General features: G+C 65.9%; 25 protein-coding genes. 15 read left to right on the top strand and 10 right to left on the bottom strand.

What is annotated here, in order from left to right:
* Nucleotides 1-63: 63 nt before the first annotated feature.
* From RIdsm_RS21870 to RIdsm_RS21925, 12 genes are all read left to right on the top strand, one after another.
* Nucleotides 64-1,185 (top strand): ABC transporter ATP-binding protein, encoded by a 1,122-nt coding sequence (locus tag RIdsm_RS21870; RefSeq protein WP_082647519.1) that lies wholly within the window; start codon nt 64-66, stop codon nt 1,183-1,185.
* Complete coding sequence (locus RIdsm_RS21875; protein ID WP_057820251.1) at nt 1,182-2,108, top strand: ABC transporter permease; 927 nt, start codon at nt 1,182-1,184, stop codon at nt 2,106-2,108. Before RIdsm_RS21870 ends, RIdsm_RS21875 begins: the two co-directional genes overlap by 4 nt.
* Nucleotides 2,109-2,181: 73 nt before the next feature.
* Entirely contained in the window at nt 2,182-2,958 is a 777-nt protein-coding gene (locus RIdsm_RS21880) for an ABC transporter permease (RefSeq protein ID WP_057820352.1), read from the top strand.
* 32 nt (nt 2,959-2,990) lie between these two features.
* Complete coding sequence (locus RIdsm_RS21885) at nt 2,991-4,022, top strand: ABC transporter substrate-binding protein (protein ID WP_177228453.1); 1,032 nt, start codon at nt 2,991-2,993, stop codon at nt 4,020-4,022.
* Between the two features lie 65 nt (nt 4,023-4,087).
* Entirely contained in the window at nt 4,088-5,323 is a 1,236-nt protein-coding gene (locus RIdsm_RS21890) for a serine hydrolase domain-containing protein (RefSeq protein WP_057820252.1), read from the top strand.
* A gap of 26 nt (nt 5,324-5,349) precedes the next feature.
* Entirely contained in the window at nt 5,350-7,008 is a 1,659-nt protein-coding gene (locus RIdsm_RS21895) for an amidohydrolase (RefSeq protein ID WP_057820253.1), read from the top strand.
* A gap of 186 nt (nt 7,009-7,194) precedes the next feature.
* Nucleotides 7,195-10,059, top strand: coding sequence for a monovalent cation/H+ antiporter subunit A (locus RIdsm_RS21900; protein WP_057820254.1), 2,865 nt, complete (start codon nt 7,195-7,197; stop codon nt 10,057-10,059).
* Between the two features lies 1 nt (nt 10,060).
* Complete coding sequence (locus RIdsm_RS21905) at nt 10,061-10,411, top strand: Na+/H+ antiporter subunit C (protein WP_057820256.1); 351 nt, start codon at nt 10,061-10,063, stop codon at nt 10,409-10,411.
* Complete coding sequence (locus tag RIdsm_RS21910; RefSeq protein WP_057820257.1) at nt 10,408-12,063, top strand: monovalent cation/H+ antiporter subunit D; 1,656 nt, start codon at nt 10,408-10,410, stop codon at nt 12,061-12,063. Before RIdsm_RS21905 ends, RIdsm_RS21910 begins: the two co-directional genes overlap by 4 nt.
* A 1-nt stretch (nt 12,064) precedes the next feature.
* Entirely contained in the window at nt 12,065-12,568 is a 504-nt protein-coding gene (locus RIdsm_RS21915) for a Na+/H+ antiporter subunit E (RefSeq protein WP_057820258.1), read from the top strand.
* On the top strand, nt 12,565-12,834 hold the full coding sequence (locus RIdsm_RS21920; protein ID WP_057820259.1) for a K+/H+ antiporter subunit F: 270 nt from the start codon (nt 12,565-12,567) through the stop codon (nt 12,832-12,834). The genes RIdsm_RS21915 and RIdsm_RS21920 overlap by 4 nt, the downstream gene beginning before the upstream one ends.
* Nucleotides 12,831-13,199 carry a Na+/H+ antiporter subunit G gene (locus RIdsm_RS21925; RefSeq protein WP_057820260.1) on the top strand — a complete coding sequence of 123 codons (369 nt, stop codon included), beginning with the start codon at nt 12,831-12,833 and terminating at the stop codon, nt 13,197-13,199. The genes RIdsm_RS21920 and RIdsm_RS21925 overlap by 4 nt, the downstream gene beginning before the upstream one ends.
* 3 nt (nt 13,200-13,202) lie before the next feature.
* On the opposite strand, the gene RIdsm_RS21930 is transcribed toward RIdsm_RS21925, so the two are convergent.
* The 3 genes from RIdsm_RS21930 to RIdsm_RS21940 form a co-directional block, all read right to left on the bottom strand.
* Entirely contained in the window at nt 13,203-13,904 is a 702-nt protein-coding gene (locus tag RIdsm_RS21930; protein WP_057820261.1) for a GntR family transcriptional regulator, read from the bottom strand.
* Nucleotides 13,901-15,265, bottom strand: coding sequence for a formimidoylglutamate deiminase (locus tag RIdsm_RS21935; RefSeq protein ID WP_057820262.1), 1,365 nt, complete (start codon nt 15,263-15,265; stop codon nt 13,901-13,903). Before RIdsm_RS21935 ends, RIdsm_RS21930 begins: the two co-directional genes overlap by 4 nt.
* A gap of 79 nt (nt 15,266-15,344) precedes the next feature.
* Nucleotides 15,345-16,076 carry an SOS response-associated peptidase gene (locus RIdsm_RS21940; RefSeq protein WP_235608003.1) on the bottom strand — a complete coding sequence of 244 codons (732 nt, stop codon included), beginning with the start codon at nt 16,074-16,076 and terminating at the stop codon, nt 15,345-15,347.
* Nucleotides 16,077-16,133: 57 nt separating this feature from the next.
* On the opposite strand from RIdsm_RS21940, the gene RIdsm_RS21945 reads away from it, so the two are divergent.
* Nucleotides 16,134-17,117, top strand: a complete 984-nt coding sequence (locus RIdsm_RS21945) for a LysR family transcriptional regulator (protein WP_057820264.1) — start codon at nt 16,134-16,136, stop codon at nt 17,115-17,117.
* Here the strand turns inward: RIdsm_RS21945 and glmS are convergent.
* The 3 genes from glmS to RIdsm_RS21960 all read right to left on the bottom strand — a co-directional run bounded on the left by glmS (nt 17,108) and on the right by RIdsm_RS21960 (nt 19,161).
* On the bottom strand, nt 17,108-17,590 hold the full coding sequence (gene glmS / locus RIdsm_RS21950; protein ID WP_057820265.1) for a methylaspartate mutase subunit S: 483 nt from the start codon (nt 17,588-17,590) through the stop codon (nt 17,108-17,110). The two genes, RIdsm_RS21945 and glmS, sit on opposite strands and share 10 nt — an antisense overlap.
* 108 nt (nt 17,591-17,698) lie before the next feature.
* Complete coding sequence (locus RIdsm_RS21955) at nt 17,699-18,373, bottom strand: GntR family transcriptional regulator (protein ID WP_160325891.1); 675 nt, start codon at nt 18,371-18,373, stop codon at nt 17,699-17,701.
* Nucleotides 18,374-18,378: 5 nt separating this feature from the next.
* Entirely contained in the window at nt 18,379-19,161 is a 783-nt protein-coding gene (locus tag RIdsm_RS21960) for a maleate cis-trans isomerase family protein (RefSeq protein ID WP_236553385.1), read from the bottom strand.
* Between the two features lie 132 nt (nt 19,162-19,293).
* Here RIdsm_RS21960 and RIdsm_RS21965 point away from each other — a divergent pair, with 132 nt between their 5' ends.
* Both RIdsm_RS21965 and RIdsm_RS21970 read left to right on the top strand, forming a co-directional pair.
* Nucleotides 19,294-20,436 carry a M24 family metallopeptidase gene (locus RIdsm_RS21965; protein ID WP_057820267.1) on the top strand — a complete coding sequence of 381 codons (1,143 nt, stop codon included), beginning with the start codon at nt 19,294-19,296 and terminating at the stop codon, nt 20,434-20,436.
* Between the two features lie 124 nt (nt 20,437-20,560).
* Nucleotides 20,561-21,214, top strand: coding sequence for a lipoate--protein ligase family protein (locus tag RIdsm_RS21970; RefSeq protein ID WP_057820268.1), 654 nt, complete (start codon nt 20,561-20,563; stop codon nt 21,212-21,214).
* Here RIdsm_RS21970 and RIdsm_RS21975 read toward each other — a convergent pair.
* Genes RIdsm_RS21975 through RIdsm_RS21990 form a run of 4 tightly spaced genes read right to left on the bottom strand, consistent with a single transcriptional unit; the run spans nt 21,184 to nt 24,845 of the window.
* Nucleotides 21,184-22,119: a 3-hydroxyacyl-CoA dehydrogenase NAD-binding domain-containing protein gene (locus RIdsm_RS21975; protein ID WP_057820269.1), complete on the bottom strand. Its 936-nt coding sequence runs from the start codon at nt 22,117-22,119 to the stop codon at nt 21,184-21,186. The genes RIdsm_RS21970 and RIdsm_RS21975 overlap by 31 nt on opposite strands.
* On the bottom strand, nt 22,120-22,860 hold the full coding sequence (locus tag RIdsm_RS21980) for an SDR family NAD(P)-dependent oxidoreductase (RefSeq protein WP_057820270.1): 741 nt from the start codon (nt 22,858-22,860) through the stop codon (nt 22,120-22,122). It lies immediately after the preceding gene.
* Between the two features lie 39 nt (nt 22,861-22,899).
* Complete coding sequence (locus tag RIdsm_RS21985) at nt 22,900-23,709, bottom strand: SDR family NAD(P)-dependent oxidoreductase (protein ID WP_244955844.1); 810 nt, start codon at nt 23,707-23,709, stop codon at nt 22,900-22,902.
* A complete protein-coding gene (locus RIdsm_RS21990) occupies nt 23,706-24,845 on the bottom strand; it encodes an aromatic ring-hydroxylating oxygenase subunit alpha (protein WP_057820271.1) in 1,140 nt (379 codons plus the stop codon). The genes RIdsm_RS21985 and RIdsm_RS21990 overlap by 4 nt, the downstream gene beginning before the upstream one ends.
* Nucleotides 24,846-24,865: the final 20 nt, after the last annotated feature.

Raw genomic sequence — 24,865 nt, forward strand, 5'->3', positions numbered from 1 at the left:
ATCGCGATTCGATAAATAAATACCACAAACAATGTCGCGGCGAAAAATAAACAGGGACAGGGAATGACCAGCGATACCGCAAAGGCCCCCAAAGACTCCGACGCCCGGCGTAGCATGATTTCCGCCCGGGCACTGACAAAAACCTTCGGCCAGGGCGAGACGGCGGTCACCGCGCTCGACCATGTCGACATCGATATCCGCGAGAACGAGTTCTTCACGCTGCTCGGCCCCTCGGGCTGCGGCAAGACCACTCTTCTGCGCCTCATCGCCGGGTTCGAACTGCCCACCAGCGGCACGATCGAGCTTGACGGGCAAGACATCACGGCCCTGCCCCCGCATGTGCGGCCCGTGAACACCGTCTTCCAGAACTACGCGCTCTTCCCGCACATGACCGTCTCCGAAAACATCGGCTTCGGCCTCAAGATGCTGGGCAAGCCCTCGGGCGAAATCGATGCCCGCGTGAAACAGATGCTCTCACTCGTCCAGCTCGAGGCGATGGCGAACCGCCGCACCGATCAACTCTCCGGCGGACAGCAACAGCGCGTCGCACTCGCCCGCGCCCTCGCCCCCGCGCCCAAGGTGCTTCTGCTCGACGAACCGCTCGCGGCGCTCGACCTCAAGCTGCGCAAGAACATGCAGATCGAGCTGAAAAGCCTTCAGGCCGAGACCGGCATCACCTTCATCTTCGTCACCCACGACCAGGAAGAAGCGCTGACCATGTCCGACCGGATCGCGGTCATGCGCGACGGCCAGATCCTGCAGATCGGCACGCCCAAGGAAATCTACGACAAGCCGACCCACCGCTTCGTGGCCGACTTCATCGGCGACATCAACATTCTCGAGGCGGAGGTCGAAGGCACCGAGGGCAACCAGACCCGCGTCCGCCTGAAGGACGGCACCACCATGCTGGCCCGCTCCACCGGCGACGCAGAAACGCAAGGCCATTGCGCGGTCGCCCTGCGCCCCGAAAGCATTCGCGTCGCACAGGCCGGAGAGACCCCGGCGCTTCAGGGACAGCTCGAAAACCTCGTTTACATGGGCTCGGCCCACAACCTGCATCTCCGGCTCGGCTCGGGCGAGGAACTGGTCGTCCGCCACGGCGGCTCGACCGAGGGGATGGACCTTTCGCAGGGCGCCAAAATCGGCGTCGTCATCGCGTCGGGCGGCGCGCGGGTGCTGGCATGAGCGCGACCACCCTCACGGCGGCCGAGCAGGAATCGCGCCGCAAGCGCCGCCAGACCCGCCGCGCCCTGCTGGCCCCGGCGCTGCTCATCATCCTCAGCATCTCCATCCTGCCGCTCGGCATCACGGCCGTCTATTCCTTCCTGACGCCCGGTACCTATGGTGGCGTGATCTGGGATTTCACCCCCAACGCCTATATCCAGTTCCTGTTCGAGCGGGACATCTTCGACGGCACCCTCCAGTTCAGTGACTCCTACCTGACCATCTACATGCGCTCGATCGGGCTGGCCTTCGGCGCCACCATCGGCGCCCTGCTCATCGGCTTCCCCACGGCTTACTTCATCGCCACCAAGCCACGCGAACAGCGTAACTTCTGGCTCTTCCTGATCACCCTGCCGTTCTGGACCAACCTGCTCATCCGCACGTACGCGATGCTGCTGATCCTGCGCGACGAGGGGCTCATCAACCTGGGCCTCATGGGCATCGGCGTGATCGATCAGCCGCTGTCGATCCTCTACACCGATACCGCCGTGTTCATCGGCCTGATCTACACCTACCTGCCCTTCATGGTGCTGCCGCTCTACGCTAGCCTCGAAAAGCTCGACTTCCGGCTGGTCGAGGCGGGCTACGACCTCTACGCCAACCGCTTCCGGGTGCTGCGCCATATCATCGCCCCGATCGCCAAGCCCGGCATCATCGCCGGCTGCATCCTCGTCTTCATCCCCGGCCTCGGCGCCTACATCACCCCGGCCCTGCTGGGCGGCGGCAAGCAGCTGATGATCGGCAACATGATCGCCATCCAGTTCGGCTCGTCGCGCAACTGGCCCTTCGGCTCGGCCGCCGCGCTGATCCTGATGGCGCTCGTGGTCATCGCCCTGCTGATCTATGCCCGCGCCGCCACGAAGGGAGGACGCGCCCATGGCTGACACCCCTCCCCTCGCTGCCGGCGCCACGGCCCAGTCGGGCCGCCGCAAAATCCGCGCCCGCGATCTCAAGGCGATGCCCGGCTTCAAGACCGTCGGATGGGCCTGCGTCTTCGCACTCTACATGCCGCTGATCGTGTTGATCGTCTTCTCCTTCAACGACAACCGCTCTGTGGTGAAGTGGACGGAGTTCTCCCTGCGCTGGTACGCCGCCGCATTGGAAAACGAAGGCACCCGCAACGCCGCCTGGATGTCGGTCAAGGTGGCGGCAGTCGCGACCTTCTTCTCGACCATCGCCGCCACGATGGCCGCGCTGGCCACCACCCGCACCACAGCCTTCCGCGGGCAGGGGCTGGTCTACGGCATCATCAACCAGCCGCTGATGATCCCCGAGATCGTGACCGCCATCTCGACCCTGTCGCTCTTCTCGCTGATCAAGCAGCTGACTGGCATCACCGGCGTGGGCTACCTGATGGCGGCGCATACCGCTTTCTGCATCCCCTTCGCCTACATGCCCATCCGCGCCCGGCTCGAAGACATGACCCTAACGCTCGAACAGGCCGGCGCCGACCTCTATGCCACCCCGTGGCAGACCTTCCGTCACATCACCCTGCCCCTGCTGATGCCCGGCATCCTGGCCGGGGCCATGCTGGCCTTCGTCGTCTCTCTCGACGACGTGATCATCACGCTGATGGTGGCGGGCCCGGGCGAGACCACCTTGCCCATCTACATCCTCGGCGCCCTGCGCCGGGGTATCACGCCCGAGATCAACGCGGTCTCCACCATCCTTGTCGGGGTGTCGGTGCTGCTCGTGCTCGTGCTCTTCCTCGTCCAGGGGAAAATGAAGAAGTAACCAAAAACCAAACCAACCGGAGGTATCAACCAATGACAACAACACTGAAGGCCCTCACGGCCGCCACGGCGCTGGCGCTCGTCGGCGGTGCGGCCCTCGCCGAGGGCGAGCTCAACATCTACAACTGGGGCAACTACACCAACCCCGAAATGATCGAGAAGTTCGAGGAAGAATATGACGTCACCGTCAACCTCGACAGCTACGACTCGAACGAAACCATGCTGGCCAAGGTTCAGGCCGGCAACACCGGCTATGACGTGGTCATGCCCGGCGATTACATGGTCAAGGTCATGATCGGCGAAGGTCTCCTGGCCGAGGTGAAGCCCAACGAAATGGAGAACTTCGAGAACGTCGACCCGAAATGGGTCGATGTCTGGTGGGACGAAGGCCGCAACTACTCGATCCCCTACCAGTGGGGCACCACCGCCTTCACCGTAGACACGGCGGTCTATGACGGTGACATCAACACCCTCGCCCTGCTGTTCGATCCGCCTGAAGTGCTTCAGGGCCGGATCAACATGCTCAACGACATGAACGACGTCATCAACGCCGGCCTGCGCTACCTCGGCTATGGCCGCTGCAACGGCAACGAAGAGGAAATGCGCGAAGTGCTCGAGCTGCTGCTCGCCGCGAAAGAGCATTGGCGCACGATGGACTACTCGACCATCGAAAAGCTGACCTCGGGCGATGTCGACCTGTCGCAAAACTGGAACGGCGCCGCCATGCGCGCCCGGATGCAGCGCCCGACGCTGCAATACGCCTACCCCAAGGAAGGCTTCACCGGCTGGATGGACAACGTCGCCGTCCTGGCCGACGCGCCGAACATGGAGAACGCCAAGCTCTTCATCAACTTCATGATGGACCCGGAAAACGCGGCGATGACCTCGAACTTCGCCCGCTACGCCAACGGCATCCTAGGTTCCGAGGAATTCATGGATGAAGAAATGCTGACCGCGCCCGAAATCGTCATGCCGGACGACGCCCCGGCCCCCGACTTCGTGCAGCCCTGCCCGCAGGAAGTGGTCGACCTCTACAACAAGGTCTGGACGCGTCTGAAGCAGTAACGCTGTCCACCGGGGCGCGCGGCCCGTCCGCGCGCCCCAACTTCAAGGCAATCCGAGGAAAAATCATGACGGCCCGACCCACGCCCCCCGCACCCGCAGGCGTGCCTCTGACGGCGCGTGCCCAGGGCATCATGCAGGGCTTCCCCCCGCCCCCCGACAAGCGCCCTTCCCTCCTCAACTGGGACCTCCCGCCCTACAACCGGTGGAGCTTCCAAAACATGCACCGCCTGTTTCCCACGGCGGATGTCTTCCGCGGCACCGGCCCGGAAAGCGACCTGCGCGACGACCCGGCCGATCTCGACAACACCCCCGTCACCGTTGAAAGCGGCGACACGCTCGACCTCTCCCATTTCCTCCAGACGGCCTATGCCGACGGCATTCTCGTCATGCATCGCGGCCGCGCCGTCTATGAACGCTATTTCAACGACATGGCCCCCCACAGCCTGCACCTGTCGCAATCGGTTGCGAAATCCGTCACCGCGCTGGCCGCTGGCGCGCTCTGGGGCAATGGCCTGCTCGACCTCGACGCGCCGCTCGCCGACTTCATCCCCGAGCTGAAGGACAGCGGCTATGCCGACGCCACGCTCGATCATGTGCTCGACATGCGTTCCGGCGTTCGTTTCACCGAAGATTACAACACCCCCGGCAGCGACATGACGCAGATCGACATCGCCTCGGGCTGGCGCCCCGCCGACCCGGCCAAGGGCCGCCCCACGATCCGCGAGGTCATCCTCTCCCTGCCGAAAATCCGCCCCCACGGCGGCGACTTCGACTATCGCTCGATCGAAACCGACATGGTCGCCTGGGTGATGGAACGGGTCACGGGCGACGATCTCGCCTCGCTTCTCAGCGCCCGAATCTGGCAGCATATCGGCGCCAGCCGCGATGCCAATTTCACCGTCGACGAAGACGCCACGGCGCTGGCCGACGGGGGCTTCAACGCCACCCTGCGCGACTATGCCCGCCTCGGCCAGCTTGTCCTCGACGGCGGCCGCGCGGGCGACAGCCAGCTTGTTCCGCAGGCATGGATCGACCAGATGCGCACCGGCGATCCCGCCATCTTCGGCCCGCCCTGGTCCGACAACTTCCCCAACGGCGCCTATCGCCGCTTCTGGTGGATCCGCGATGCCGATCGCGGCGATATCTGCGCCCGCGGCGTCTTCGGCCAGTTCATCTATGTCGACCCGGACAGCGACCTCGTGATCGCCCTTGTCTCAAGCTGGCCCGACTACCTGATCAGCGACTACACCCGCAACACCATGCGCGCCTTCGACGCCATCCGCGACGCGCTCGGCGCCTGACGACAGACGATAAAGGGAGGGATGACATGACAGCCGATCTCATCATCACCGGGGGCAAGATCCTCACGATGGAGGGCGACCGGCCCCGCGCCGAGGCCATCGCCATCAACAGCGGCTATATCGACGCCATCGGCGATGCCGCCGATATCGAGGCACTCGCCGGCCCGGACACGCAGTGGATCGACGCCAACGGCGCCACCGTCCTGCCCGGCTTCATCGAAAGCCACATGCACCTGCTGATCGGCGGCTGCGAATTGCTGAACATTCAGCTCGACGGCGCCAGCGAACCCGCCGAAATCCGCAAGCACGTCCGCGCCTATGCGTCCGAGCATCCCGACCTGCCGCTCATCATGGCACAGGCCCCCGATTACGCCGTCTTCGCCGACAGCCCCCCGCGCGAGGTGCTCGATGCCATGCTCCGCGACCGCCCGCTGGCGATGATGGCCCATGACCACCACACCGTCTGGGCCAACACCATCGCGCTCGAGCAGGCCGGCCTCATCAACGGTCTCGAAACCTCCCCCGGCCACGAGGTGGTGATGGGCGACGACGGTCTCGCCAACGGCGCCCTGCTCGAACCCGAGGCCTATAGCCCCGTCCTCCGCCTCGCCGGACAGGAACGGGTTGGCCTCGGCCTCAACACCGGCCGCAACCCCGACCCGTGGCCCACCGAAGACGAGCGCGAGGAAGACCTCAAGCACCTCAAGCGCGGCCTCGACCACGCCGCCCGCCACGGCATCACCTCCATCGTCAACATGGACGGCAACCCTTACCTGCTCGAGCTGCTCTCAGAACTTCGCTCGCGGGGCGAGCTTCAGGTGCGCGTCCGCGTCCCCTTCCATTTCGTCCCCGACATGGAGGTGGCCGACCTCGAGACCGCCAAGGCGATGCACGAAAAATGGAACGACGACTGGCTCGCCTCCGGTTTCGTCAAGTTCTTCATGGACGGCGTCATCGACAGCCGCACCGCCTTCATGAAGAACGACTACCCCGGCCAACCGGGCTATCGCTCACACGGCCGCTTCGAGGCCGACCGTTTCGCCGACCTCGCCACGCGGGTCGACGCGATGGGCCTGCAGATCGCCGTCCACTCCATCGGCGACGCCGCCACCCAGCGCGTGCTCGACGGCTACGCCGCCGCCCGCAAGGCCAACGGCGACACCGGCCCGCGCCACCGCATCGAACATCTCGAACTGGTCGCGCCCGAAGATTTCGAGCGCATCGGCGCCATGCGCATCACCGCCTCGATCCAGCCGCCCCACGCGCCGGGCACCTGCGGCCTGCCTCTCGAGCCGACGCTGACCAATATCGGCCGCGACCGCTGGGAGGACGCCTTCGCCTGGCAACGCCTTGCCCAGGCCGGCGCTCCCATCGCGCTCGCCTCCGACTGGCCGGTCTCCGACATCTCGATCATCCGCGGCCTCCACGCCGCCACCACCCGAGACGCCTGGACAGACGACGTCCCGAACCACCGCTTCACCCTGAACGAGGCGCTCGCGGGCTACACCATCGGCGGCGCCTGGGCCGAGGGAACCGACACGAAGAAAGGTTCGCTCGCCAAGGGCAAGCTGGCCGATGTCGTCGTCCTCGACCGGGATATCGAAGCCATCCCGCTCGACGAGCTCGACAAGACCCAAATCGCCGCGACAATCTGCGGCGGCAAGGTCAGCTTCAGGGCCGGCTGACGGCAACAAACACAGGGAATCGCCCGATCCGGGCTGGCCACGCCAGCCCGTGCGCCAGCGCGCATTTCGGGTTGATCCCGCCGTAAACCTCTGGAAAACCGGACTCTCCGACCAATCTTTTGATTGGGGGCTTTCATCAGGGAATGACCCGTATATTGTCGGTTAGACCTATTGGGACAGGTGAAGATGTCGTTATTTCTGATTGTCGCACTTCCATTCCTGGGCGCGCTTCTGCCCGGGCTGATGATCCGCGCCGGGCGTCAGGCGTGCGGCCTGGTCACCTTCCTCGTGACGCTGACCGCCTTTCTCGGGCTGATGACCCACCTGCCCACGGTGATGGCCGGCGAAACGGTGACCGCGCGGCTCGACTGGATGCCGTCCCTCGGGCTCAACTTCAATCTCTTCGTCGACGGGCTGGGCCTGTTCTTCGCGTCCCTGATCCTCGGCATCGGCCTGCTGATCATCACGTATGCCCGCTTCTACCTCTCGCGCGACGACAACATGGGCGAGTTCTACACCTACCTCCTGCTCTTCCAGGGTGCGATGGTGGGCATCGTCCTGTGCGACAACATCCTGATGTTGCTCATTTTCTGGGAGCTGACCTCGCTCTCCTCCTTCCTGCTGATCGGCTATTGGAAACACCTCCCCGAAGGCCGGCAGGGCGCACGCATGGCTTTGGCCGTCACCGGTATGGGCGGACTCGCGATGATCGGTGGCATGCTCCTGCTGGGCAATATCGCCGGTAGCTACGACCTCACCGTCATCCTTCAGCACCGCGAGGAAATCCAGGCCTCACCCTACTACATGCCGGCGCTGATCCTGATCCTGCTGGGCTGCTTCACCAAGTCGGCACAGTTCCCCTTCCACTTCTGGCTGCCGCACGCCATGGCCGCGCCCACGCCCGTTTCGGCCTACCTGCACTCGGCCACCATGGTAAAGGCCGGCATCTTCCTGATGGCCCGCCTCTGGCCGGTGCTTTCCGGCACCGATGCGTGGTTCATCCTCGTCACCGGTGCGGGGTTGGTGACCATGGTGATCGGCGCCATCGTGGCGCTCTTCAAGAACGACCTGAAGGCGCTTCTGGCCTTCTCGACCGTCTCGCATCTCGGCCTCATCACCATGCTGCTGGGCACCGGCACCCCCTTCGGCGCCATGGCGGCGGTGTTCCACATCCTCAACCACGCCACCTTCAAGGCGGCGCTCTTCATGTCCGCCGGCATCATCGACCACGAGGCCGGCACCCGCGACATCACCCTGCTGGGCGGCCTGCGCAAGCTGATGCCGGTCACCTTCGTGATCGCCACCATCGCCTCGCTCTCGATGGCGGGCATCCCCTTCCTAAACGGCTTCCTGTCGAAGGAAATGATGCTCGAGGAAACCACGCACACCACGCTCTTCGGCAACCCGATGCTGGTGCCAGTGCTGGCCACGATCGGCGCGCTCTTCTCGGCGGCCTATTGCTTCCGCTTCATCGCCCACACCTTCCTCGGCCCCGAGCGGGATGACTACCCCGGCCACCCGCATGATCCGGGCTTCGGCATGTGGGGCCCGCCGGCGCTGCTCGTCATCCTCGTGGTCGCCATCGGCGTCGCGCCCTTCCTCGCCGAGCCGCTGGTCAAGACCGTCACCGCCGCCGTCCTCGGCGGTGCAGCCGAACTGCCCGATGCCCACCTGAAAATCTGGCACGGGGTCACCCCGGCGCTCTGGATGTCGGTCATCGCGGTCGCGGGCGGCATCATCCTGCTGCTGATGTTCAAGCCGCTCTCCCGCGCCTGGGCCGCCGCCGGCCCGCCCTTCGCCAAGTCCATCTACGACGGGATCATCGCCATGCTGGTCAGCATTGCCCAGGTGATCACGGGGCGGCTGCATGACGGCTCGCTCACCCGCTACGCGGCGATCTTCACGGTGACCGTCGTCGCGGTCACCGCGCACGCCTGGATGTCCGGCACCGTCAGCCCGCCCAGCCGCGAGGGTCTGTCGATCGAACCCGTGCCGATGACCGCGTGGATCCTGCTCGTAACAGCCACCGCCGTGCTGCTGCGCTATCACCGCAACCGCTTCCTCGCCCTGATCCTGATGGGGGTCGTGGGCCTCGTCGTGTCGATGGCCTTCGCCTATCTCAGCGCGCCCGACCTTGCCCTGACCCAGCTTTCAGTCGAGGTGGTCACCATCATCCTGCTGCTGCTGGCGCTCAACTTCCTGCCGCGGCACACACCGGTGGAAAGCACGGCAGGGCGCCGCCTGCGCGACGGGGTGATCTCGGTCGGCGCCGGTGTCGGCGCGGCGGCGCTCATCTACACCATGATGCTGCGCGACTTCGTCGAACCGTCGATCTCGGGCTACCACCTCGAGAACTCCTACAAGGGTGGCGGCGGCACCAACGTCGTCAACGTGATCCTGGTCGACTTCCGTGGCTTCGACACGTTCGGCGAGATCATCGTGCTCGGCATCGCGGCCCTGATCATCTACGCCATCACCGAGGCGCTGCTCTCGGGGCCGGTCCGCGCCCGCCTGCTCAACCGACCCGTAGAGGACGTGGCCGGCGACGCGCACCCGATGATGATGGTCGTCGTCACCCGCGTGATGATGCCCGTCATCCTGCTGGTCGGCGTCTACATCTTCCTGCGCGGCCACAACGAACCGGGCGGCGGCTTCATCGCCGGGCTGGTCGTGGCCATCGGCGTGGTGATGCAATACATGGCCTCGGGCTTCGCCTGGGCCTCGGCCCGGCAGCGGTATCCCTATCACGGCATCATCGGCACCGGCGTGCTGGTGGCCGGGCTTACCGGCATCGGCGCCTGGTTCTTCGGCGCCGAATTCCTCACCTCGGCCTTCGGCTACTTCCGCATTCCGCCGTTCCAGGAATTCGAACTGGCCACCGCCATGGGCTTCGACCTTGGCGTGTTCCTCTGCGTCGTGGGCGCGGTGATGCTGTCTCTGGAAAGCTTCTCGCGCCTTGCCCGCCGCAGCGATACCGAGGTCAGCGAATACGCCATGGATATCGACCCGTCGCGCGACGACGCACCGCAAACCACCGGAAAGGAGGGCTGAGATGGAACTGCTTCTTGCAAGCGCCGTCGGCGTTCTCACCGCAGCGGGGGTCTACCTCGTCCTGCGCCTGCGCACCTTCCCGGTGATCGTGGGCACCGCCTTCCTGTCCTACGCGGTCAACGTCTTCCTCTTTGCCTCGGGCCGCCTCGCGGTGCACCTGCCGCCGGTCCTGAGCGACGATGCCACCGCCTACACCGACCCGCTGCCACAGGCGCTGGTGCTGACGGCGATCGTGATTTCCTTCGGGATGACGGCCGTCGTGGTGATGGTGGCGCTCGGCGCCTATCTCAGCTCCGAGGACGACCATATCGACGACCAGCCGCAAGCCGGTGACGAGGGGGCGCAGTCATGAGCCACTGGATCATCCTGCCCATCGTCCTGCCCGCCATGATGGCGGCCTTCATCGTGCTCGTCGTCCGGCATCACGCCGTGCTCCAGCGGGTCTTCTCGCTCGCCGGAACGCTGGCCGTTCTCACCGTCGCCACCGGGCTGGTGATGGCCACCTGGGACGGTACGATCATCCTTTACCAGCTCGGCGACTGGGCGGCGCCCTTCGGTATCGTGCTGGTGGCCGACCGGCTGTCGACACTCTTCGTCTTCCTCACGTCCCTGCTCGCGGTCTTCGTGCAACTCTATGCCATAGGCTCCAAATGGGACATGCGCGGCCGGCATTTCTACGCGCTTTTCCAGTTCCAGCTGATGGGCATCATCGGCGCCTTCCTCACCGGCGACGCCTTCAATCTCTTCGTTTTCTTCGAGGTACTGCTGATCGCCTCCTACGGGCTGATGATCCATTCCGGCGGGTCCGAACGCTTCCGCGCGGGCGTGCAATACGTTGTCTTCAACCTGCTCGGCTCGACGCTCTTCCTCTTCGCCCTCGGCACCATTTACGCCGAGACCGGCACGCTGAACATGGCCGACCTCGCACAGCGCATCGCCGCCGCCCCGCCCGAATATACCTCGGGCATCCGCGCGGCCTCCGTCATGCTGCTGATGGTCTTCGCGGTGAAGGCGGCAATCCTGCCCCTGCATTTCTGGCTGCCTGCGGCCTATGCCAACGCCCCGGCGCCCGTCGCCGCGCTCTTCGCCATCATGACCAAGGTGGGCGCCTACGCGATCATCAGGTTCTACACGCTGGTCTTCCCGCCCGACCTCGAGATCACGCAGGGTCTCTTCGACACGTGGCTGATGCCCGCGGCGCTCGTCACCCTCTTCCTCGGCATGCTGGGCGTGCTCGGCGCACGCCGGCTCGACAGGCTGGTGGCCTTCGCGGTGATCGGCTCGATGGGCATGCTGATGGCCGCCGTCTCGGTCTTCACGCCACAGGGCATCGCCGCAGCCCTCTTCTACGCCATCCACTCCACCCTGGCGACGGCGGCGCTCTTCCTACTGGTCGACGTCGTCCGCGAACGGCGCGAGCGCAACCTGCTGACCTTCGACCTTGCCCCGCCCATCGCCGGCGGCGCGCTGGTGGCGGGCATGTTCTTCGCCGCGGCCATCGCCATGGCGGGCCTGCCGCCGCTCTCGGGGTTCATCGGCAAGCTGCTGATCCTCGACGCCGCCATGAGCGACGCGCGCATGGCCTGGGTCTGGGCCATCGTTCTCGGCATGAGCCTCATCGCCGTCATCGGCTTCGCCCGCGCCGGCAGCACGATCTTCTGGAAGGCCCACGCCTCGGAAGCGGCCTATGACGAGGGTCCGCCGCCCGCAGACGAGCAAACACTGCAACCGCTCCCGGCCCTGCCGATGGTCGCGATCGGCGGCATCCTCGCGACGCTGGTCGCAGTCACCGTCTTTGCCGGGCCGCTGCAACGGCACCTGACCGCCACGGCCGAACAGCTCTTCGCACCCGGGCCCTATATCTCCACCGTGCTGGAAACGCCCGGCAAGGAAATTTCCTACAAGGGCCACGGCGAGGACGACCACGGAGAAGAGAGCAAGGCGAGAGACTCACACGACGCCGACGACAGCCACGGCGACGCACAAGAAGAGGAGGGGCACTGACATGGCCAGCCGCCTGACCCGACGCATCTTTCCGCATCCGCTGCTGACCCTGCTGCTCACCCTCGTCTGGTGCCTCCTGATCAACACGCCAAGTTCCGGCGCCGTTGCCTTCGGCCTGATCCTCGGCATCCTGATCCCGATCCTCACGGCCCCCTACTGGCCAAAACGCCCGGTGATGCAGAAACCCTACCGGATGGTCAGTTACATCCTCATCGTGGTCTGGGACATCATCGTCGCCAACGTGCAGGTCGCGCTGATCGTCCTCTTCAAGAGCAACGCGAAGATGCAGCCCAACTGGGTCTGCATCCCGCTTGACCTGCGCACGCCCGAGGCCATCGCCATCCTCGCCGGCACCATCACCCTGACCCCGGGCACCGTCTCGGCCGACCTCTCGGACGAAGGGCATTCCCTTCTGGTCCACGCGCTCGACGCCCCCGACCCGGCCGCGGTGCGCGAAGAGATCAAGGAACGCTACGAACGCCGCCTGAAGGAGATTTTCGAATGATCACCTACGCCCTCTATTTCGGCTTCGCCGCGGTCGGGCTGTCGCAGGTCCTGGCCCTCTGGCGCCTGCTCATCGGCCCGGGTTCGGGCGACCGCGTACTGGCGCTCGACACCATTTCCGTGAACGCCGTGGCGTTGATCGTGCTCTACGGCATCCTCACCCGGACACAGGTCTATTACGAGGCCGCCCTGCTCATCGCCATGCTGGGCTTCGTCTCGACCGTCGCCTACGCGCGCTTCATCCTGCGCCGGGATGTGATCGAATGATGGAAGCGGCCGAAATCCTCGTCAGCGCCCTGATCGTGATCGGATCGGTGTTCATCCTCGTGGGCTCCTACGGGCTCCTGAAGCTCGACAGCCCCATGTCGCGCCTGCATGCGCCCACCAAGGCCGGAACGCTGGGTGTCGGCAGCACGCTCGCCGCCTCGATGGCCTATGCCTTCATCTGGGGCGAGGGCTCGATGCACGAGCTGCTGATCATGGGCTTCCTCTTCGTCACGGCGCCCGTCTCGGCCATGTTCATCGCCAAGGTCGCCATCCATCGCCGCCGCGTCGCCGAAGAACCGCCCCAGCCCCCCGAAGACAGCACCTGGGCCACCCAGGCGACCCCGGCCACCGAGGAACAGGGCTGACGCTCAGATACTGGTTTCCATCCGGTAGCCCGGCCGGAAATACTGCCTGACCCCGGTGATCGACCGGTCATTGTCCCATGTCACCCGGTCGATCACGAAGATCGCCGCGCCCGGCTCGCAACCAAGGACACCGGCGACCTCATCGCTGGCATTACTTGCGAAAAAGCCGATATCGCCCTCGGTGTAGGGCGCGTTGGTCAGCAGCCATTCATTGGCGCTGACCGTCTCGAACCCCTCCGCCGCCGCAGCGGGCACCGTCGAAAGATTGATCCACCGGTCCTCGAAAACGAACGGTGCGCCATCCGCCGTCTGCACCGAGGTTACCCTGACGAACCGGTCCCCCGCCCGCGCCTTCATCCGCCGCGAAAGCTCCTCCGGCGGCACGCCGTCGCGATACATGAGCCGCTCGTAGCCATAGCTCTGCCCCCGGTCCTCGATTTCCTTCCGGATCATCGGGATGTTCAGCGTCGCCTTCCGCACCGGATGCAAGGCCACCCGTGTGCCCGCCTTGCGCCGCCGCTCCAAAAGGCCCGCATCCGACAGGTTCCGCAGCGCCCGGTTCACCGTCGCCCGGGCACAGCCGAACTCCTCCGCGAGGTCCTGCTCGTTGGGAATCATCTCGCCCGGCGCCCAGATCCGCGCATGGATGCGCCGGCGCACCTCGTCCTGCACCGCCTGCCAGTTCTTGAACGCCGCTTCGGTCACAGCGCCGCGCTCAGCTTGGCCATCGTCGCCGCATACCGGTCGCGAATCTCGGCATGTTTCACATGCCGCCCGCCCTCGACCACGGGCCGCCCGGCCGCCCACACGCGCGACACCATCCGGTCATCACCCGCAAAGATGTAGGCGTCTAGGATCGCATCCCCCTCACGCCCCTGCAAATCCACCGCCTTGCCATCAAGCGCCAGCAGATCGCCCCAGCTTCCCTCGGCAATGCCCCCGGTCCCACGGCCCGCAGCCTGCGCGCCACCATCGACCATCGCCTCGAATACCCGCCGCCCCGTCGACTTTTCCCCGGACGCCAGCGCCGCCCGCGACCGGTCCCGCAGCCGCTGGGAATATTCCAGCGTCCGTAGCTCCTCGGTCAGCGAAATCCTGATATTGCTGTCCGACCCGATGGCGATCTTGCCGCCGGCATCGAACCACCGCACCCCGTCGAAGATCCCGTCGCCAAGGCTGCTCTCGGTGATCGGGCACAGCCCCGCCACGGCCCCGGTCGCGGCCAGGCCCTCCGTTTCGTGCGGCTGCATCTGCGTGCAGTGGATCATGCACCACCGCCCATCTACGTCGGCCTGATCCAGAACCCATTCCACCGGCCGCTTGCCCCAGGCCGCCTCGACCTCCTCGACCTCGGCCACCTGCTCGGCCAGGTGCATGTGCACCGGCCCCTCTCCGGCCAGCTTCGCGGTCCCGGCAAGATCCTCCCGGCCCACGGCCCGCAAGCTATGCGGCGCAACGCCCAGCACGCTATCACCCGGCAATCCGGCAAGCGCCTTGCCCGCCCCCTCGTGCAGCCGCGCAAACCGCTCCGGATCGTTCCCGAACCTGATCTGCCCCGGCCCCAACTCCCGCTTGTCACAGCCGCCATACTGGTAATGCACCGGCAACAGCGTCAGCCCGATCCCGGTTTCCGCCGCCGCGGCGGCGATCCGTCCACTCATCTCGGCAAGGGCATCATAGGGCACCCCGCCCGGCTGGTGATGCAGGTAGTGGAACTCGACATTCGTCCCGTATCCCGCCTCCAGCATCTCCATCTGCACGAACGCCGCGATCGCCTCGACATGATCAGGTGTCAGCTGATCGAGGAACCGGAACATAAGCTGCCGCCACGTCCAGAAACTGTCGCTCCCGCTCGGGCCGCGCCGCTCGGTCAGGCCCGCCATCGCCCGCTGAAACGCGTGGCTATGCGCATTGACCGGCGCTGGCAGCAATATCTCGACCCGTTCGCCACTGGCCGGCTGCCCGGCCGTGACGCTGGCAATACGCCCCGCCGCGTCAAGCTCCACCGCCACGTCCCGCTGCCAGCCCTCGGCCGTCAGGGCCTGTTTCGACCAAATCGTCGGCATGTCTGCGCCTGTCCTGTCCTTGGATAATATGTGCAGACATATTATCAGACGCGCCACCGTTGACAAGAGCCCGCTGCAATCACCCCGCCGGGTCTTCCTTCACCCCTTCGCCCTGCCGCACGATCCGCATCTTCTCCGCCGGAAAGGGGCGCATCAACTGCGCCGCCTCGTCAGATGACCCGGTCAGCCACGTCTCGTAATCCTCCGGGTCGAGGATCACCGGCATCCGGTCGGGATGCACCGGCTTGACCAGCTCGTTCGGCGTGGTGGTGATCATCGTATGCGTCTCGATTTCCACCATCTCGCCTCGGTACTCGCCCCGAAACCCCCGCCACATCCCGGCAAAGGCGAAGGGCGGCCGCGCCTCCGGGTCGTCGGCATCCATCCCGAACCAGTAATATGTCGCCGGGTTACGCCCCTTCGCCTCGCAGAACGACGTGCCCGGGATCAGGCACCGCCGCTCCTCGAAACTGGCCCGCCAGAAACTCGAACTCCGCACCTTGTCGTCGCGCGCATTGTTCACCGCCTTCGGCATGATCGGCTTGCCCGTCTTCTTCGACACCTGCGGCAGCAGGAACCCCCAATGCATCGACACCAGCTCCCGCCGGCCGCCCTCGCCCGGCCGAACCACCGGCGCGCTGTATCGCGGGTAGATCGCCGGCAGCGGCGCAAAATTGCCCAGCCCGTCAAGCTCGGCGGCGACATCGAACAACTGGCGCATCGCCTGTTGGGTCGTCATGTTGGAATGCAGGTTGCACATGCGCCCGATGCTAGCACCGCCGCCCGGCCCGGCAAGCCCGGATGATGCCATTCGGCGCCACCCCTGACCGATAAGTTTTTTTGAACTCACCGGCAGGATCCGTTATTGATGGTTGCGCAACCGCAAGAGAGCACGCCCGCCATGCCGAAAGACGGCTCCAGGATCACCCTGCGCCAGCTCGAGATCTTTCTTGCTGCCGTCGAGAACCGCAGCTTCGCCGCCGCGGCCGACAGGCTGTCGCTGTCCGCCCCCGCCGTCTCCATGCAGATGAGCAAGCTGGGCGAGGAACTCGGCGCCGTCCTCTTCGAAAAAGACGGCCGCTCGATCCAGCCCACCGATATCGCCCACGCCCTCGTGCCTTACGCCCGCGAAATGACAACGACCCTGTCCGAAGCGGTCGAAACGGTGAAATCCATGCAAGGCGAGCTCGACAACCGCCTGCGCGTTGCCATGGTATCGACCGCCCGCAACTTCGGCCCGCAACTGCTGCAGGAGTTCCAGAAAACCCATCCCGGGATCGACCTGCAGATCACCATCGCCAACCGCCGCGGGGTGATCGACGCCCTCGAAAGCGGCCAGGCCGACATCGCCCTCATGGGCCGCCCGCCCCGCCGCATCGAAGTGACGGCGCATCAGTTCGCCCGCCATCCCTACGTGCTTATCAGCCACCCGGACCACCCGCTCGCCCGTTTCCGGCACATCCGCCGCGCCGACCTCACGGCCCACCGCTTCCTCGTGCGCGAAGCCGGCTCCGGCACCCGAATGGTGCATGAACACTACTTCCTCAGCGAAGGCCTCGCCCTGCCACAGGCCCAGGAAATGGACAGCAACGCCAATATCAAGCAGGCGGTGATGGCCAACATGGGCCTTGCCTTCATCTCGGCGCACACCATCGCGCTCGAGCACGAAGCCGGCAAGCTCACCATCCTGGACGCCGAAGGCATGCCGGAATGGCGCGACTGGTTCGTGCTCTATCCGAAAGACGCCAAGCTGGGCGCCGCCGGCCGACAGTTCCGCGACCACATCAGGGCCAAGGGCCCGGCCTTCATGCAAGACTTCTTCGGCGACGCTCTCGCGCTGGATCAGTCGTAATTCGCCACCGCCGGTGCCACGCCAAAGGCGCCGGCCCCGTAAAGGTGCGCGCCCGGCCGGCGCAGATCGATATCGTCCCGCAGCTTCGCCGCAATCCGCGATACGTTCGTGCGCGGCGGAAACACCCGGTCGAACCCGTTTGCAAGAAACAGCGCCTCGGCCTCGTCCCAGGCCCCCTTGGCGGCAAGGAACCCGCCACCGAGATACAGCAGCACGTCGCTTACGCCGTTGGCCGCACAGGTTTCACGCAAAGACTTGCACTCCGTCTCCGCCACCCCGTCGGCGCAGGAGACGAGAATCGCATCCGCCCCCGTTTCAATCGCCGCCCTGACAAGGTCGGTCCGGCTGCCGCAGCACCCGATATTCTCAACGTCGAACCCGTGGTCGGTCAGAACCTGCGCCATCACGCAATTGCCAACCGTCTGCTGCTCCGCCCCGATAACCCCGAGGACGATCCTGTATGTCGAAGGCATGTTTGCCTGTCCATGTTGCCTGCTCACTGCAGCGACCGGTAGAAAACCTCGCAGCGCTGGTCAACTGCCCTTATCTGGGTGCAGGCTCACTTCAGCTTGATTTACCAATCAATGGGCGATTTCCGGCTCATCCTCCGCAGTGGCAAACCCGGCCTCCACCCGGCGCGCGGCCATCGCGGTATGGTTCTCCTGCATGTTCGCCACCGCCCGCATGTCGCCCTGCTCCAGCCAGAACACCGTCTCCCGAACCTCCCGCTCCAGCAGGGTGAACTCCCGTTCCGGCGCCTCGGCATAAAGCGCGAACCAGAACGGCGCGACCTTGAAGTAATAGAGGTCGTGCAGCCCCCGCAGTTCCCGGTTCTCGATCAGCGCGTTGACGATCTCGTGCCGCTCCTCGTTGAACTGCCAGAAAGCCCTCGGCCCCGGCGGCACGGGCACACCCGCGATCCGATCATGCAATGCCCGCATCATGCCGGCCGCCTCCGGCGGGCATGGCCCCGTCGCCAGCGCGCCGATCAGCCCCGCCAGCTTGATCCTCAACTGGTAGATATCGGCCAGCGTGTCCGGGTCCCCCGCCGTCACCAGCGTGCCCACCCCGTTGCGCGTCTCCACCAGCCCGAACGCCGCCAACTGGTGCAGCGCCTGCCGCACCGGCGTCCGGCTCACCCCGAATTCCTTCGCCAACTCGACCTCGCGCAGAACCGCGCCAAAGGGCAGCTCCAGCGTACAGATCCGCTCCCTGACCACCCGGAAAATCGCGGCAGCGCCGGTGATCTCGGCCACGTCCTTCAATGCTCGCGCAAAAGCCGGCCCAGCCCCTCCAGCCGGTCCTGCACCCCGGCCAGCCGAAGCACATCCCACAGCATCGCCTGGTTGGAACAGATCGCGGGCTTGCCCAGCGCCTGCTCGATCCGGTCGATCACGTCGATACTGCGCAACGCCCCGCAACTCAGCAGCACCGTATCGGCCTCCGGATGGTCGATCGCCCGCGCGTAATCCATCAGGTACTCGGGCGAGACCCGGATCATCTCGGTGTCGTAATTCAATCCCATCCCGTGCGCCCGCAGCACCTCGAACCCGGCGTCTTCGAGGTACCGCACCATCCGCGCGTTCAACTCCGGCACGTAAGGCGAGCCCAGCACGATCTTCGCCGCTCCCATCGCCGCCAGCGCCTTGCGCACCGCGCCCGCCAGGGTCGAGGCCACGGCCCCCTTGGCGCCCTTCTCCAGCTCGGAACAGGCCACCGCCTCGCCCACAGCCACGGTCCCCGAGGTACAGCCCAGCGTCACCACGTCCAGCCCGTCATCCGGCAAGATCCGCCCCGCCGCCGCGGCCAACGACTGCTTCAACTGCGCAAGGCTGTCCGAGGTGATATCCCGCGGCATCGGCGCCCGGCTGAAATACGCCCCCACCCCCGGCGGCATGTATTTCAGCATATCCTCCTCGATCGTCTGTTCGTTGGGGATCAGCACGAACCCGATCTTCGCCCGCGCATTGCGCCCCTCGTCAAATCGCACCTCGTCAAGAATCGCCGCCCTTGCGGCCTCGGTCATCGGATCAGCGGTATTCATTTCGGCATCTCCCTCCGGAATGGGTCGCATATGTATACATCACCCGTCGATTCCGCACAAACCCGTTGCCGCAATGACTAATACCCTCCAACCTGTATACAGCTCGACCCGATTCCCCTGAAGGAGCCCGCCATGCACTCGAACCCCTTCACCGATGCCGAACTGGCCCGCCGCGTCGCCGCCACCCGCACGGAAATGGCCAAACGCGGCCTCGACATGGCCCTCTTCAGCTCGCCCGAGAACATCTTCTACCTCATCGGTCTCGACCACTGGGGCTACTTCGCGCCCCACATCCTCCTCGTCCCGGCCCAGGGCGACCTCACCCTCATCACCCGCCAGATGGAACAGGTCGTCATCCGCAACCAGGTCCGCAACGCCACCTTCATCGGCCACACCGATTCCGAGACGGCCGCCGACGTCGCGGTGAAACACCTGAACGGCCAATGCGGGGGCCTTACCCTCGGCCTCGAAAACTGGTCCTCCGGCCTCGCCTACGGCATGGGCCACCAACTCACCAACCAGATCGATGCCGGGGAATGGCAAGACATCACCGGCATGCTCGACCTCATGCGCCTCGTCAAATCGCCCGAGGAAATCGTCTTCATGCGCGCCGCCGCCAAGGCGGCCGACGCCGGCACCCAGGCCGCCATCGACGCCGTCCACGATGGCGCCCTCGAAACCGAGGTCGCCGCCGAATGCCTCGCCGCCATGACCCGCGCCGGCGGCACGCCCCCGGGCTTCGGCCCCTTCCTCCGCCCCGCCGCCCGTATGGCCGAGGAACACACAAGCTGGGGCGACGGCGAACACCACCAGACCGTCTTTCTCGAGGTCGCCGGCTGCGTCGCCCGCTACAACGCGCCGATGGGCCGGCTCGTCCATATCGGCTACATCTCCGAGGAAGATCAGCAGATGGCCGAGCTCAGCATCCGCGCCTTCCACGCCACGCTCGACGCCCTCAAACCCGGCGTCACCGCACGCGATGTCTACAACGGCTGGCAATCCGTGGTCGACGCGGCGGGCCTGCCCACCTACCGCCGCCACCACTGCGGCTACCTCGTCGGCATCGGCTTCCCGCCGTCGTGGACAGGCGGCCCCCGCGTCACCGGCCTCCGCCACGATTCCGACCTCGAGATGAAGGTCGGCATGACCTTTCACCTCATGTCATGGTTCACCGAAACCGGCCGCGGCAACTATTTCGTCTCGAACACCGTTCTCCTCGGCCCCGAGGGCGCCGAAGTCCTCAACGACACCCATTTCGGCCCCCACGTCAAATGACCTTGCCTTGACCTCTGACCGGCCCCCGACTTAACTGGCGCCCCGCCGGTCACCGCCAAGGACATACGCCCTGCCGCTCGCCCCGATCCTCTTCGACACCGCCGATGACGGCCTCGCCGCCGAAATGGCCATGCTCTCGGCCGTGGCCTCCGGCGACACCCGCCGCGCCGCCTTCTTCTGGTCCGTCGCCGCCCCCTGCCTCGTCCTCCCCGACCGCTACGCGCGCTCCGAAACCTACCCGCAAGCCGCACGCACCTGCGCCGCCGCAGGCTGGCCCGTCACCACCCGCAAGACCGGCGGCGGCATCACCCCGCAAGGGCCGGGCGTCCTCAACGTCGCGCTCGCCTTCACCGTCGCCCCGCCGAAAGGCCGCGACATCCGTGGCAGCTATGCCGAAATCACCGACCCGCTCACCGAAGCCTTCGCATCCCTCGGCATCGCCTCCTCCGCCCAGCCCGTCGAAGGCAGCTTCTGCGACGGCGACTACAACCTCGCCGTCGCGGGCCGCAAGATCGTCGGCACGGCCCAGCGCTGGCGCGGCAACACCTGCCTCGCCCACGCGCTTATCCTCATCGATATCGACCTCGCCCCCGCCGTGACAGCCGTCCAGCAGCTCGCCACCGCCCTCGGCCACGACACCCGCTTCGCCCTCGACGTCCACAGCCGCCTCGCCGACCTCGCCGCGCACCCGGACACCCTCACCGAAGACCTGAACGCCGCCCTGCACAAGGCCCTGGCAAACCGCGCCTACGCCGACTGGACCCCCGCAAGCGCCTGACGCATCGCCAGTATCATCGCATCCCGCCGCGCGCTCAGCTCCTCCACCGACTGCCCCGCATTGGCCTCCTCCAGCCCCTCGACCAGCAGCGCAACCGTCGCCTCATCCAGCACCGGCTCGCCCATATCCTGCCACCAACCGTTGAACGTCTCGGCAAAGTGGTCGCAGAACGCCTGCAACCCGCCCACCCCGGCGCCCAGACCGAACAACGCCGTCGGCCCCATCGCCGCCCAGCGCAGCCCCGGCCCGGCGCTCATCGCCTTGTCCACGTCGCCCACGCTCGCCACGCCGCTCTGCACAAGGTGAATGGCCTCGCGCCACACCGCCGCCTGCAACCGGTTCGCCACATGCCCCGGCACCTCGCGCTTCACCCGGATCGTCACCTTCCCGACATCGGCGTAAAACGCCTCCGCCGCCTCCAGTACGCCAGCCTCGGTCCGCTCGTTCGCCATCAGCTCGACCAGCGGTATCAGGTGCGGCGGGTTGAACGGATGCCCGAGAATGAACCGCCCCGGCGACTGCCACCCCGCCTGCATCTGCCCCAGTGTCAGCCCCGACGCCGAGCTCGCCACAACCGCCCCCGGCGCCAGCACCGGCTCGATCTCGGCAAAGGTCGCATGCTTCACCGCCACCCGCTCCGGCACGTTCTCCTGCACGAACCCGGCGCCCTCGACGGCCTCCGCCGCCGAGCCATGAAACGTCACCCGCCCCGGGTCCCCCCGCTCCGTCAGCCCCAGCGCCTCCATCGTCGGCCACGCCCGCTCGACATAGGCCCGCATCGCCGTCTCGGCCCCCTCGACAGGGTCGTAAACGGCCACCGACCGCCCCGACGCCAGGAACAACGCCGTCCAGCTCGCCCCGATCACTCCCGCGCCCAGCACGGCGCATTGCGTCATATCATTCATTCAGAACATCCCCGGATTGAGGGGGGAGGCCGCGGTCATCCCCCCGTCGATCGTAAACAACTGCCCGCTGGCGAACCCCGCCGCGTCCGAGGCGAGCCACACCGCCATCGCGGCAATATCGCCGGGCTCCCCGAACCGCCGCACCGGATGCCGCGCAATCGCGTCCCGCCTTGCCGCCTTCGGATCATCCGCAAGGTCGAACCCCGCCTCCAGCATCCCCGTATTGATCCACCCCGGACAGATCGCGTTGCACCGAATTCTCGGCCCATGATCCACCGCGATCGACCGTGTCAACCCATGCACGAAAGCCTTCGACGCATTGTAAAGCGCCATCGACGGATCGGCCTGATGCCCCGAAATCGACCCGATATTGATAATCGATCCCCCCTCCCGCATCACCGGAATCGCCGCCCGGCAGAGATTGAACACTCCTCGGCAATTCGCCCCGATCACGAGATCCCAATCCGCATCCGTGCTATCGACAACCGTCTTCTCCACCTGCACGCCCGCATTGTTCACCAGCACGTCCAACGCCCCGCAGGCCTCCACCAGCGCCGCCGCCTGCGCCGGGTCCGACACATCCGCCTGAACCCAGCCACAGCCCTCCGGCAAATCCCCCGGATCACCCCCGCGCCCACAGGTCACCACCTCGGCGCCTTCCCTCAGGAACGCCTCGACGATCGCACGCCCGATCCCCTGCCGCCCGCCCGTCACCAGCGCCCTTTTCCCCTCAAGCCGCATCCCGTTCTCCCGACCGAACTTTCACCGTTCCCGAAATACTCATATCCTCATCTGCTGAACCTGCGCCGACAAGCCCCCATCCAGCACCCATAACTGCCCGCTCGCATAGCGCGCCTCGTCACTGGCCAGCCACGTCACCAGGTTGGCAATATCCTCCGGCGTCCCATAGGTCCGCAGCGGATGCACATCCCGCACCGCCTGCTGCAACTCCCCGATGCTCTTGCCGCCCCCGCCCGACCCCTCGCCGGTAAAGAAACTCTGCAACATCGGCGTGTCGATGTAGCCGGGACAGACCGCATTCACCCGGATCCCCTCCGGCCCGTGATCGCAGGCCATCGCCCGGGTCAGCGCATGCACCGCCCCCTTGGTCGCACAATAGGCGGCCAGCCCCGGATCGGCGATGAACCCGTCATACGATCCGAAATTGATGATCGACGCGCTCACCCCGCCCTCCGCCGCCTTCCGCATCAAGGGCAACGCATGTTTCGACGTCAGGAACGTCCCCGTCACGTTCACGGCAAAAGACCGGTTCCACTCCCCCAGGTTCGTCTCCTCGATCGTCTTCTCGATCTCGATCCCGGCCGCATTAACCAGCACGTCCAGCCGCCCCTGCTCCTCGGCCACCCGCGCCATCGCGGCCGTCACACAATCCTCATCCGACACATCGACCCGAACAAAGCGAGACGCGCCGTCAGGCGCGGCGAGCGACCCCGCCTCTGACAGATCCGCCGCGTAAACCACCGCCCCTTCCGCCTCGAACCGCGCACAGATCGCCCGTCCGATCCCCCCGCGCCCGCCGGTCACCAACGCCACCTTGCCCTCAAGCCTGCCCATTTCGACCACCCTCACCCGATCGCCTTCTCATAAGCCTCCAGCATCAGCCCGTGGAAATGATGCACCGCATGCTCCGACTTCCCCGACCCGCTCGGGTCGTTCACGATCCGCCCTTGCGTGAAGGCCGGCGTGCTCATCCCCCGCTGCACGCTCTCGACCAGCCCGATATCCTCCACCTGCAACACCTCGTCGAGATACCGGATCGCATCCAGCTCCATCGAATCCGGCTCCGGCGTCTCGAGGAAGAAATCATAGGTCTCCAGCGTCCGGTCCGGCCCCGCCGGAATGATATTGAGAACGATCATGCTCGACCGCCCCGGATAGCGCATCAGGCAGGTCGTCGGCCAAAGCCACCACACCGCATGGGTCCGCACCGTGGCGTTCGACACGTCATAGGCGCTGTTCGCCCCCTGCCCCGCATCCGCCATGTGGCTCGAATAGATCCCGTAGGTGGTCACCTTGTAGGTATCCATATCCACGAGGTCGCAGAAATCCTTGTGCGCGGTCGGGCAGTGGTAACACTCGAGGAAATTGTCGACCACGTTCTTCCAGTTCGACCTGATGTCATAGGTCAGCCGGTGCCCGAAGGTCAGATCCGCGATATCCGGTGCCCAGTGGCGGATCTCGGTGCCAAGGTTCCCCGACTGCACATGCAACGGCGCGGCGTGAGGGTCGAGATTGACAAAAACGAAGCCACAGAACTCTTCCACCTGCACGTCATCAAGGCAGATCTCCCCCGTCTCGAAATCCTCCAGATGCTCCGTCTCCGGCGCCCGCACCAACTGCCCGTCCAGCTTGTAAACCCACGCGTGATAGGGGCACATGATCCGGCTCGCCTGCCCCTCGCCCCGCAGCAATTCATGCGCCCGGTGCTTGCACACGTTGTAGAAGGCCCGCAGCACCCCCTCCCGGTCTCGCACCACCGCAACCGGCCGCTCGGCAATGCTCACCGTCACATAAGACCCCGGCTCCCGCAGCTTCTCGACATGACACACCCACTGCCACGTCTTCGCGATCACCGCCTGCAAATCGGCCTTGTACCACCCGGCCTCCGTATAGGCATCGGCGTGCAGCGACAGCGACTTCCCCGAATCCTCGGAATACCCCGTGCGGATGCGTTCGAAATCGGCACGGTTCGGCATGTCGGTCATGGCTCGGCCCTCCAGCTCGC

The organism is Roseovarius indicus (assembly GCF_008728195.1).
Taxonomy (GTDB): domain Bacteria; phylum Pseudomonadota; class Alphaproteobacteria; order Rhodobacterales; family Rhodobacteraceae; genus Roseovarius; species Roseovarius indicus.

Excerpts from the sequence above, each read along its gene's own strand:
- RIdsm_RS21875 (WP_057820251.1), top strand. The coding sequence starts at position 1,182 with ATGAGCGCGACCACCCTCACGGCGGCCGAGCAGGAATCGCGCCGCAAG.
- RIdsm_RS21880 (WP_057820352.1), top strand. The coding sequence starts at position 2,182 with ATGCCCGGCTTCAAGACCGTCGGATGGGCCTGCGTCTTCGCACTCTAC.
- RIdsm_RS21965 (WP_057820267.1), top strand. The coding sequence starts at position 19,294 with ATGCACTCGAACCCCTTCACCGATGCCGAACTGGCCCGCCGCGTCGCC.
- RIdsm_RS21990 (WP_057820271.1), bottom strand. The coding sequence starts at position 24,845 with ATGACCGACATGCCGAACCGTGCCGATTTCGAACGCATCCGCACGGGG.
- RIdsm_RS21900 (WP_057820254.1), top strand. The coding sequence starts at position 7,195 with ATGTCGTTATTTCTGATTGTCGCACTTCCATTCCTGGGCGCGCTTCTG.
- glmS (WP_057820265.1), bottom strand. The coding sequence starts at position 17,590 with ATGCCTTCGACATACAGGATCGTCCTCGGGGTTATCGGGGCGGAGCAG.
- RIdsm_RS21890 (WP_057820252.1), top strand. The coding sequence starts at position 4,088 with ATGACGGCCCGACCCACGCCCCCCGCACCCGCAGGCGTGCCTCTGACG.
- RIdsm_RS21975 (WP_057820269.1), bottom strand. The coding sequence starts at position 22,119 with ATGAATGATATGACGCAATGCGCCGTGCTGGGCGCGGGAGTGATCGGG.
- RIdsm_RS21925 (WP_057820260.1), top strand. The coding sequence starts at position 12,831 with ATGATGGAAGCGGCCGAAATCCTCGTCAGCGCCCTGATCGTGATCGGA.
- RIdsm_RS21940 (WP_235608003.1), bottom strand. The coding sequence starts at position 16,076 with ATGGCATCATCCGGGCTTGCCGGGCCGGGCGGCGGTGCTAGCATCGGG.
- RIdsm_RS21870 (WP_082647519.1), top strand. The coding sequence starts at position 64 with ATGACCAGCGATACCGCAAAGGCCCCCAAAGACTCCGACGCCCGGCGT.
- RIdsm_RS21885 (WP_177228453.1), top strand. The coding sequence starts at position 2,991 with ATGACAACAACACTGAAGGCCCTCACGGCCGCCACGGCGCTGGCGCTC.
- RIdsm_RS21915 (WP_057820258.1), top strand. The coding sequence starts at position 12,065 with ATGGCCAGCCGCCTGACCCGACGCATCTTTCCGCATCCGCTGCTGACC.
- RIdsm_RS21970 (WP_057820268.1), top strand. The coding sequence starts at position 20,561 with ATGGCCATGCTCTCGGCCGTGGCCTCCGGCGACACCCGCCGCGCCGCC.
- RIdsm_RS21945 (WP_057820264.1), top strand. The coding sequence starts at position 16,134 with ATGGTTGCGCAACCGCAAGAGAGCACGCCCGCCATGCCGAAAGACGGC.
- RIdsm_RS21935 (WP_057820262.1), bottom strand. The coding sequence starts at position 15,265 with ATGCCGACGATTTGGTCGAAACAGGCCCTGACGGCCGAGGGCTGGCAG.
- RIdsm_RS21910 (WP_057820257.1), top strand. The coding sequence starts at position 10,408 with ATGAGCCACTGGATCATCCTGCCCATCGTCCTGCCCGCCATGATGGCG.
- RIdsm_RS21960 (WP_236553385.1), bottom strand. The coding sequence starts at position 19,161 with ATGAATACCGCTGATCCGATGACCGAGGCCGCAAGGGCGGCGATTCTT.
- RIdsm_RS21895 (WP_057820253.1), top strand. The coding sequence starts at position 5,350 with ATGACAGCCGATCTCATCATCACCGGGGGCAAGATCCTCACGATGGAG.
- RIdsm_RS21905 (WP_057820256.1), top strand. The coding sequence starts at position 10,061 with ATGGAACTGCTTCTTGCAAGCGCCGTCGGCGTTCTCACCGCAGCGGGG.
- RIdsm_RS21920 (WP_057820259.1), top strand. The coding sequence starts at position 12,565 with ATGATCACCTACGCCCTCTATTTCGGCTTCGCCGCGGTCGGGCTGTCG.
- RIdsm_RS21980 (WP_057820270.1), bottom strand. The coding sequence starts at position 22,860 with ATGCGGCTTGAGGGGAAAAGGGCGCTGGTGACGGGCGGGCGGCAGGGG.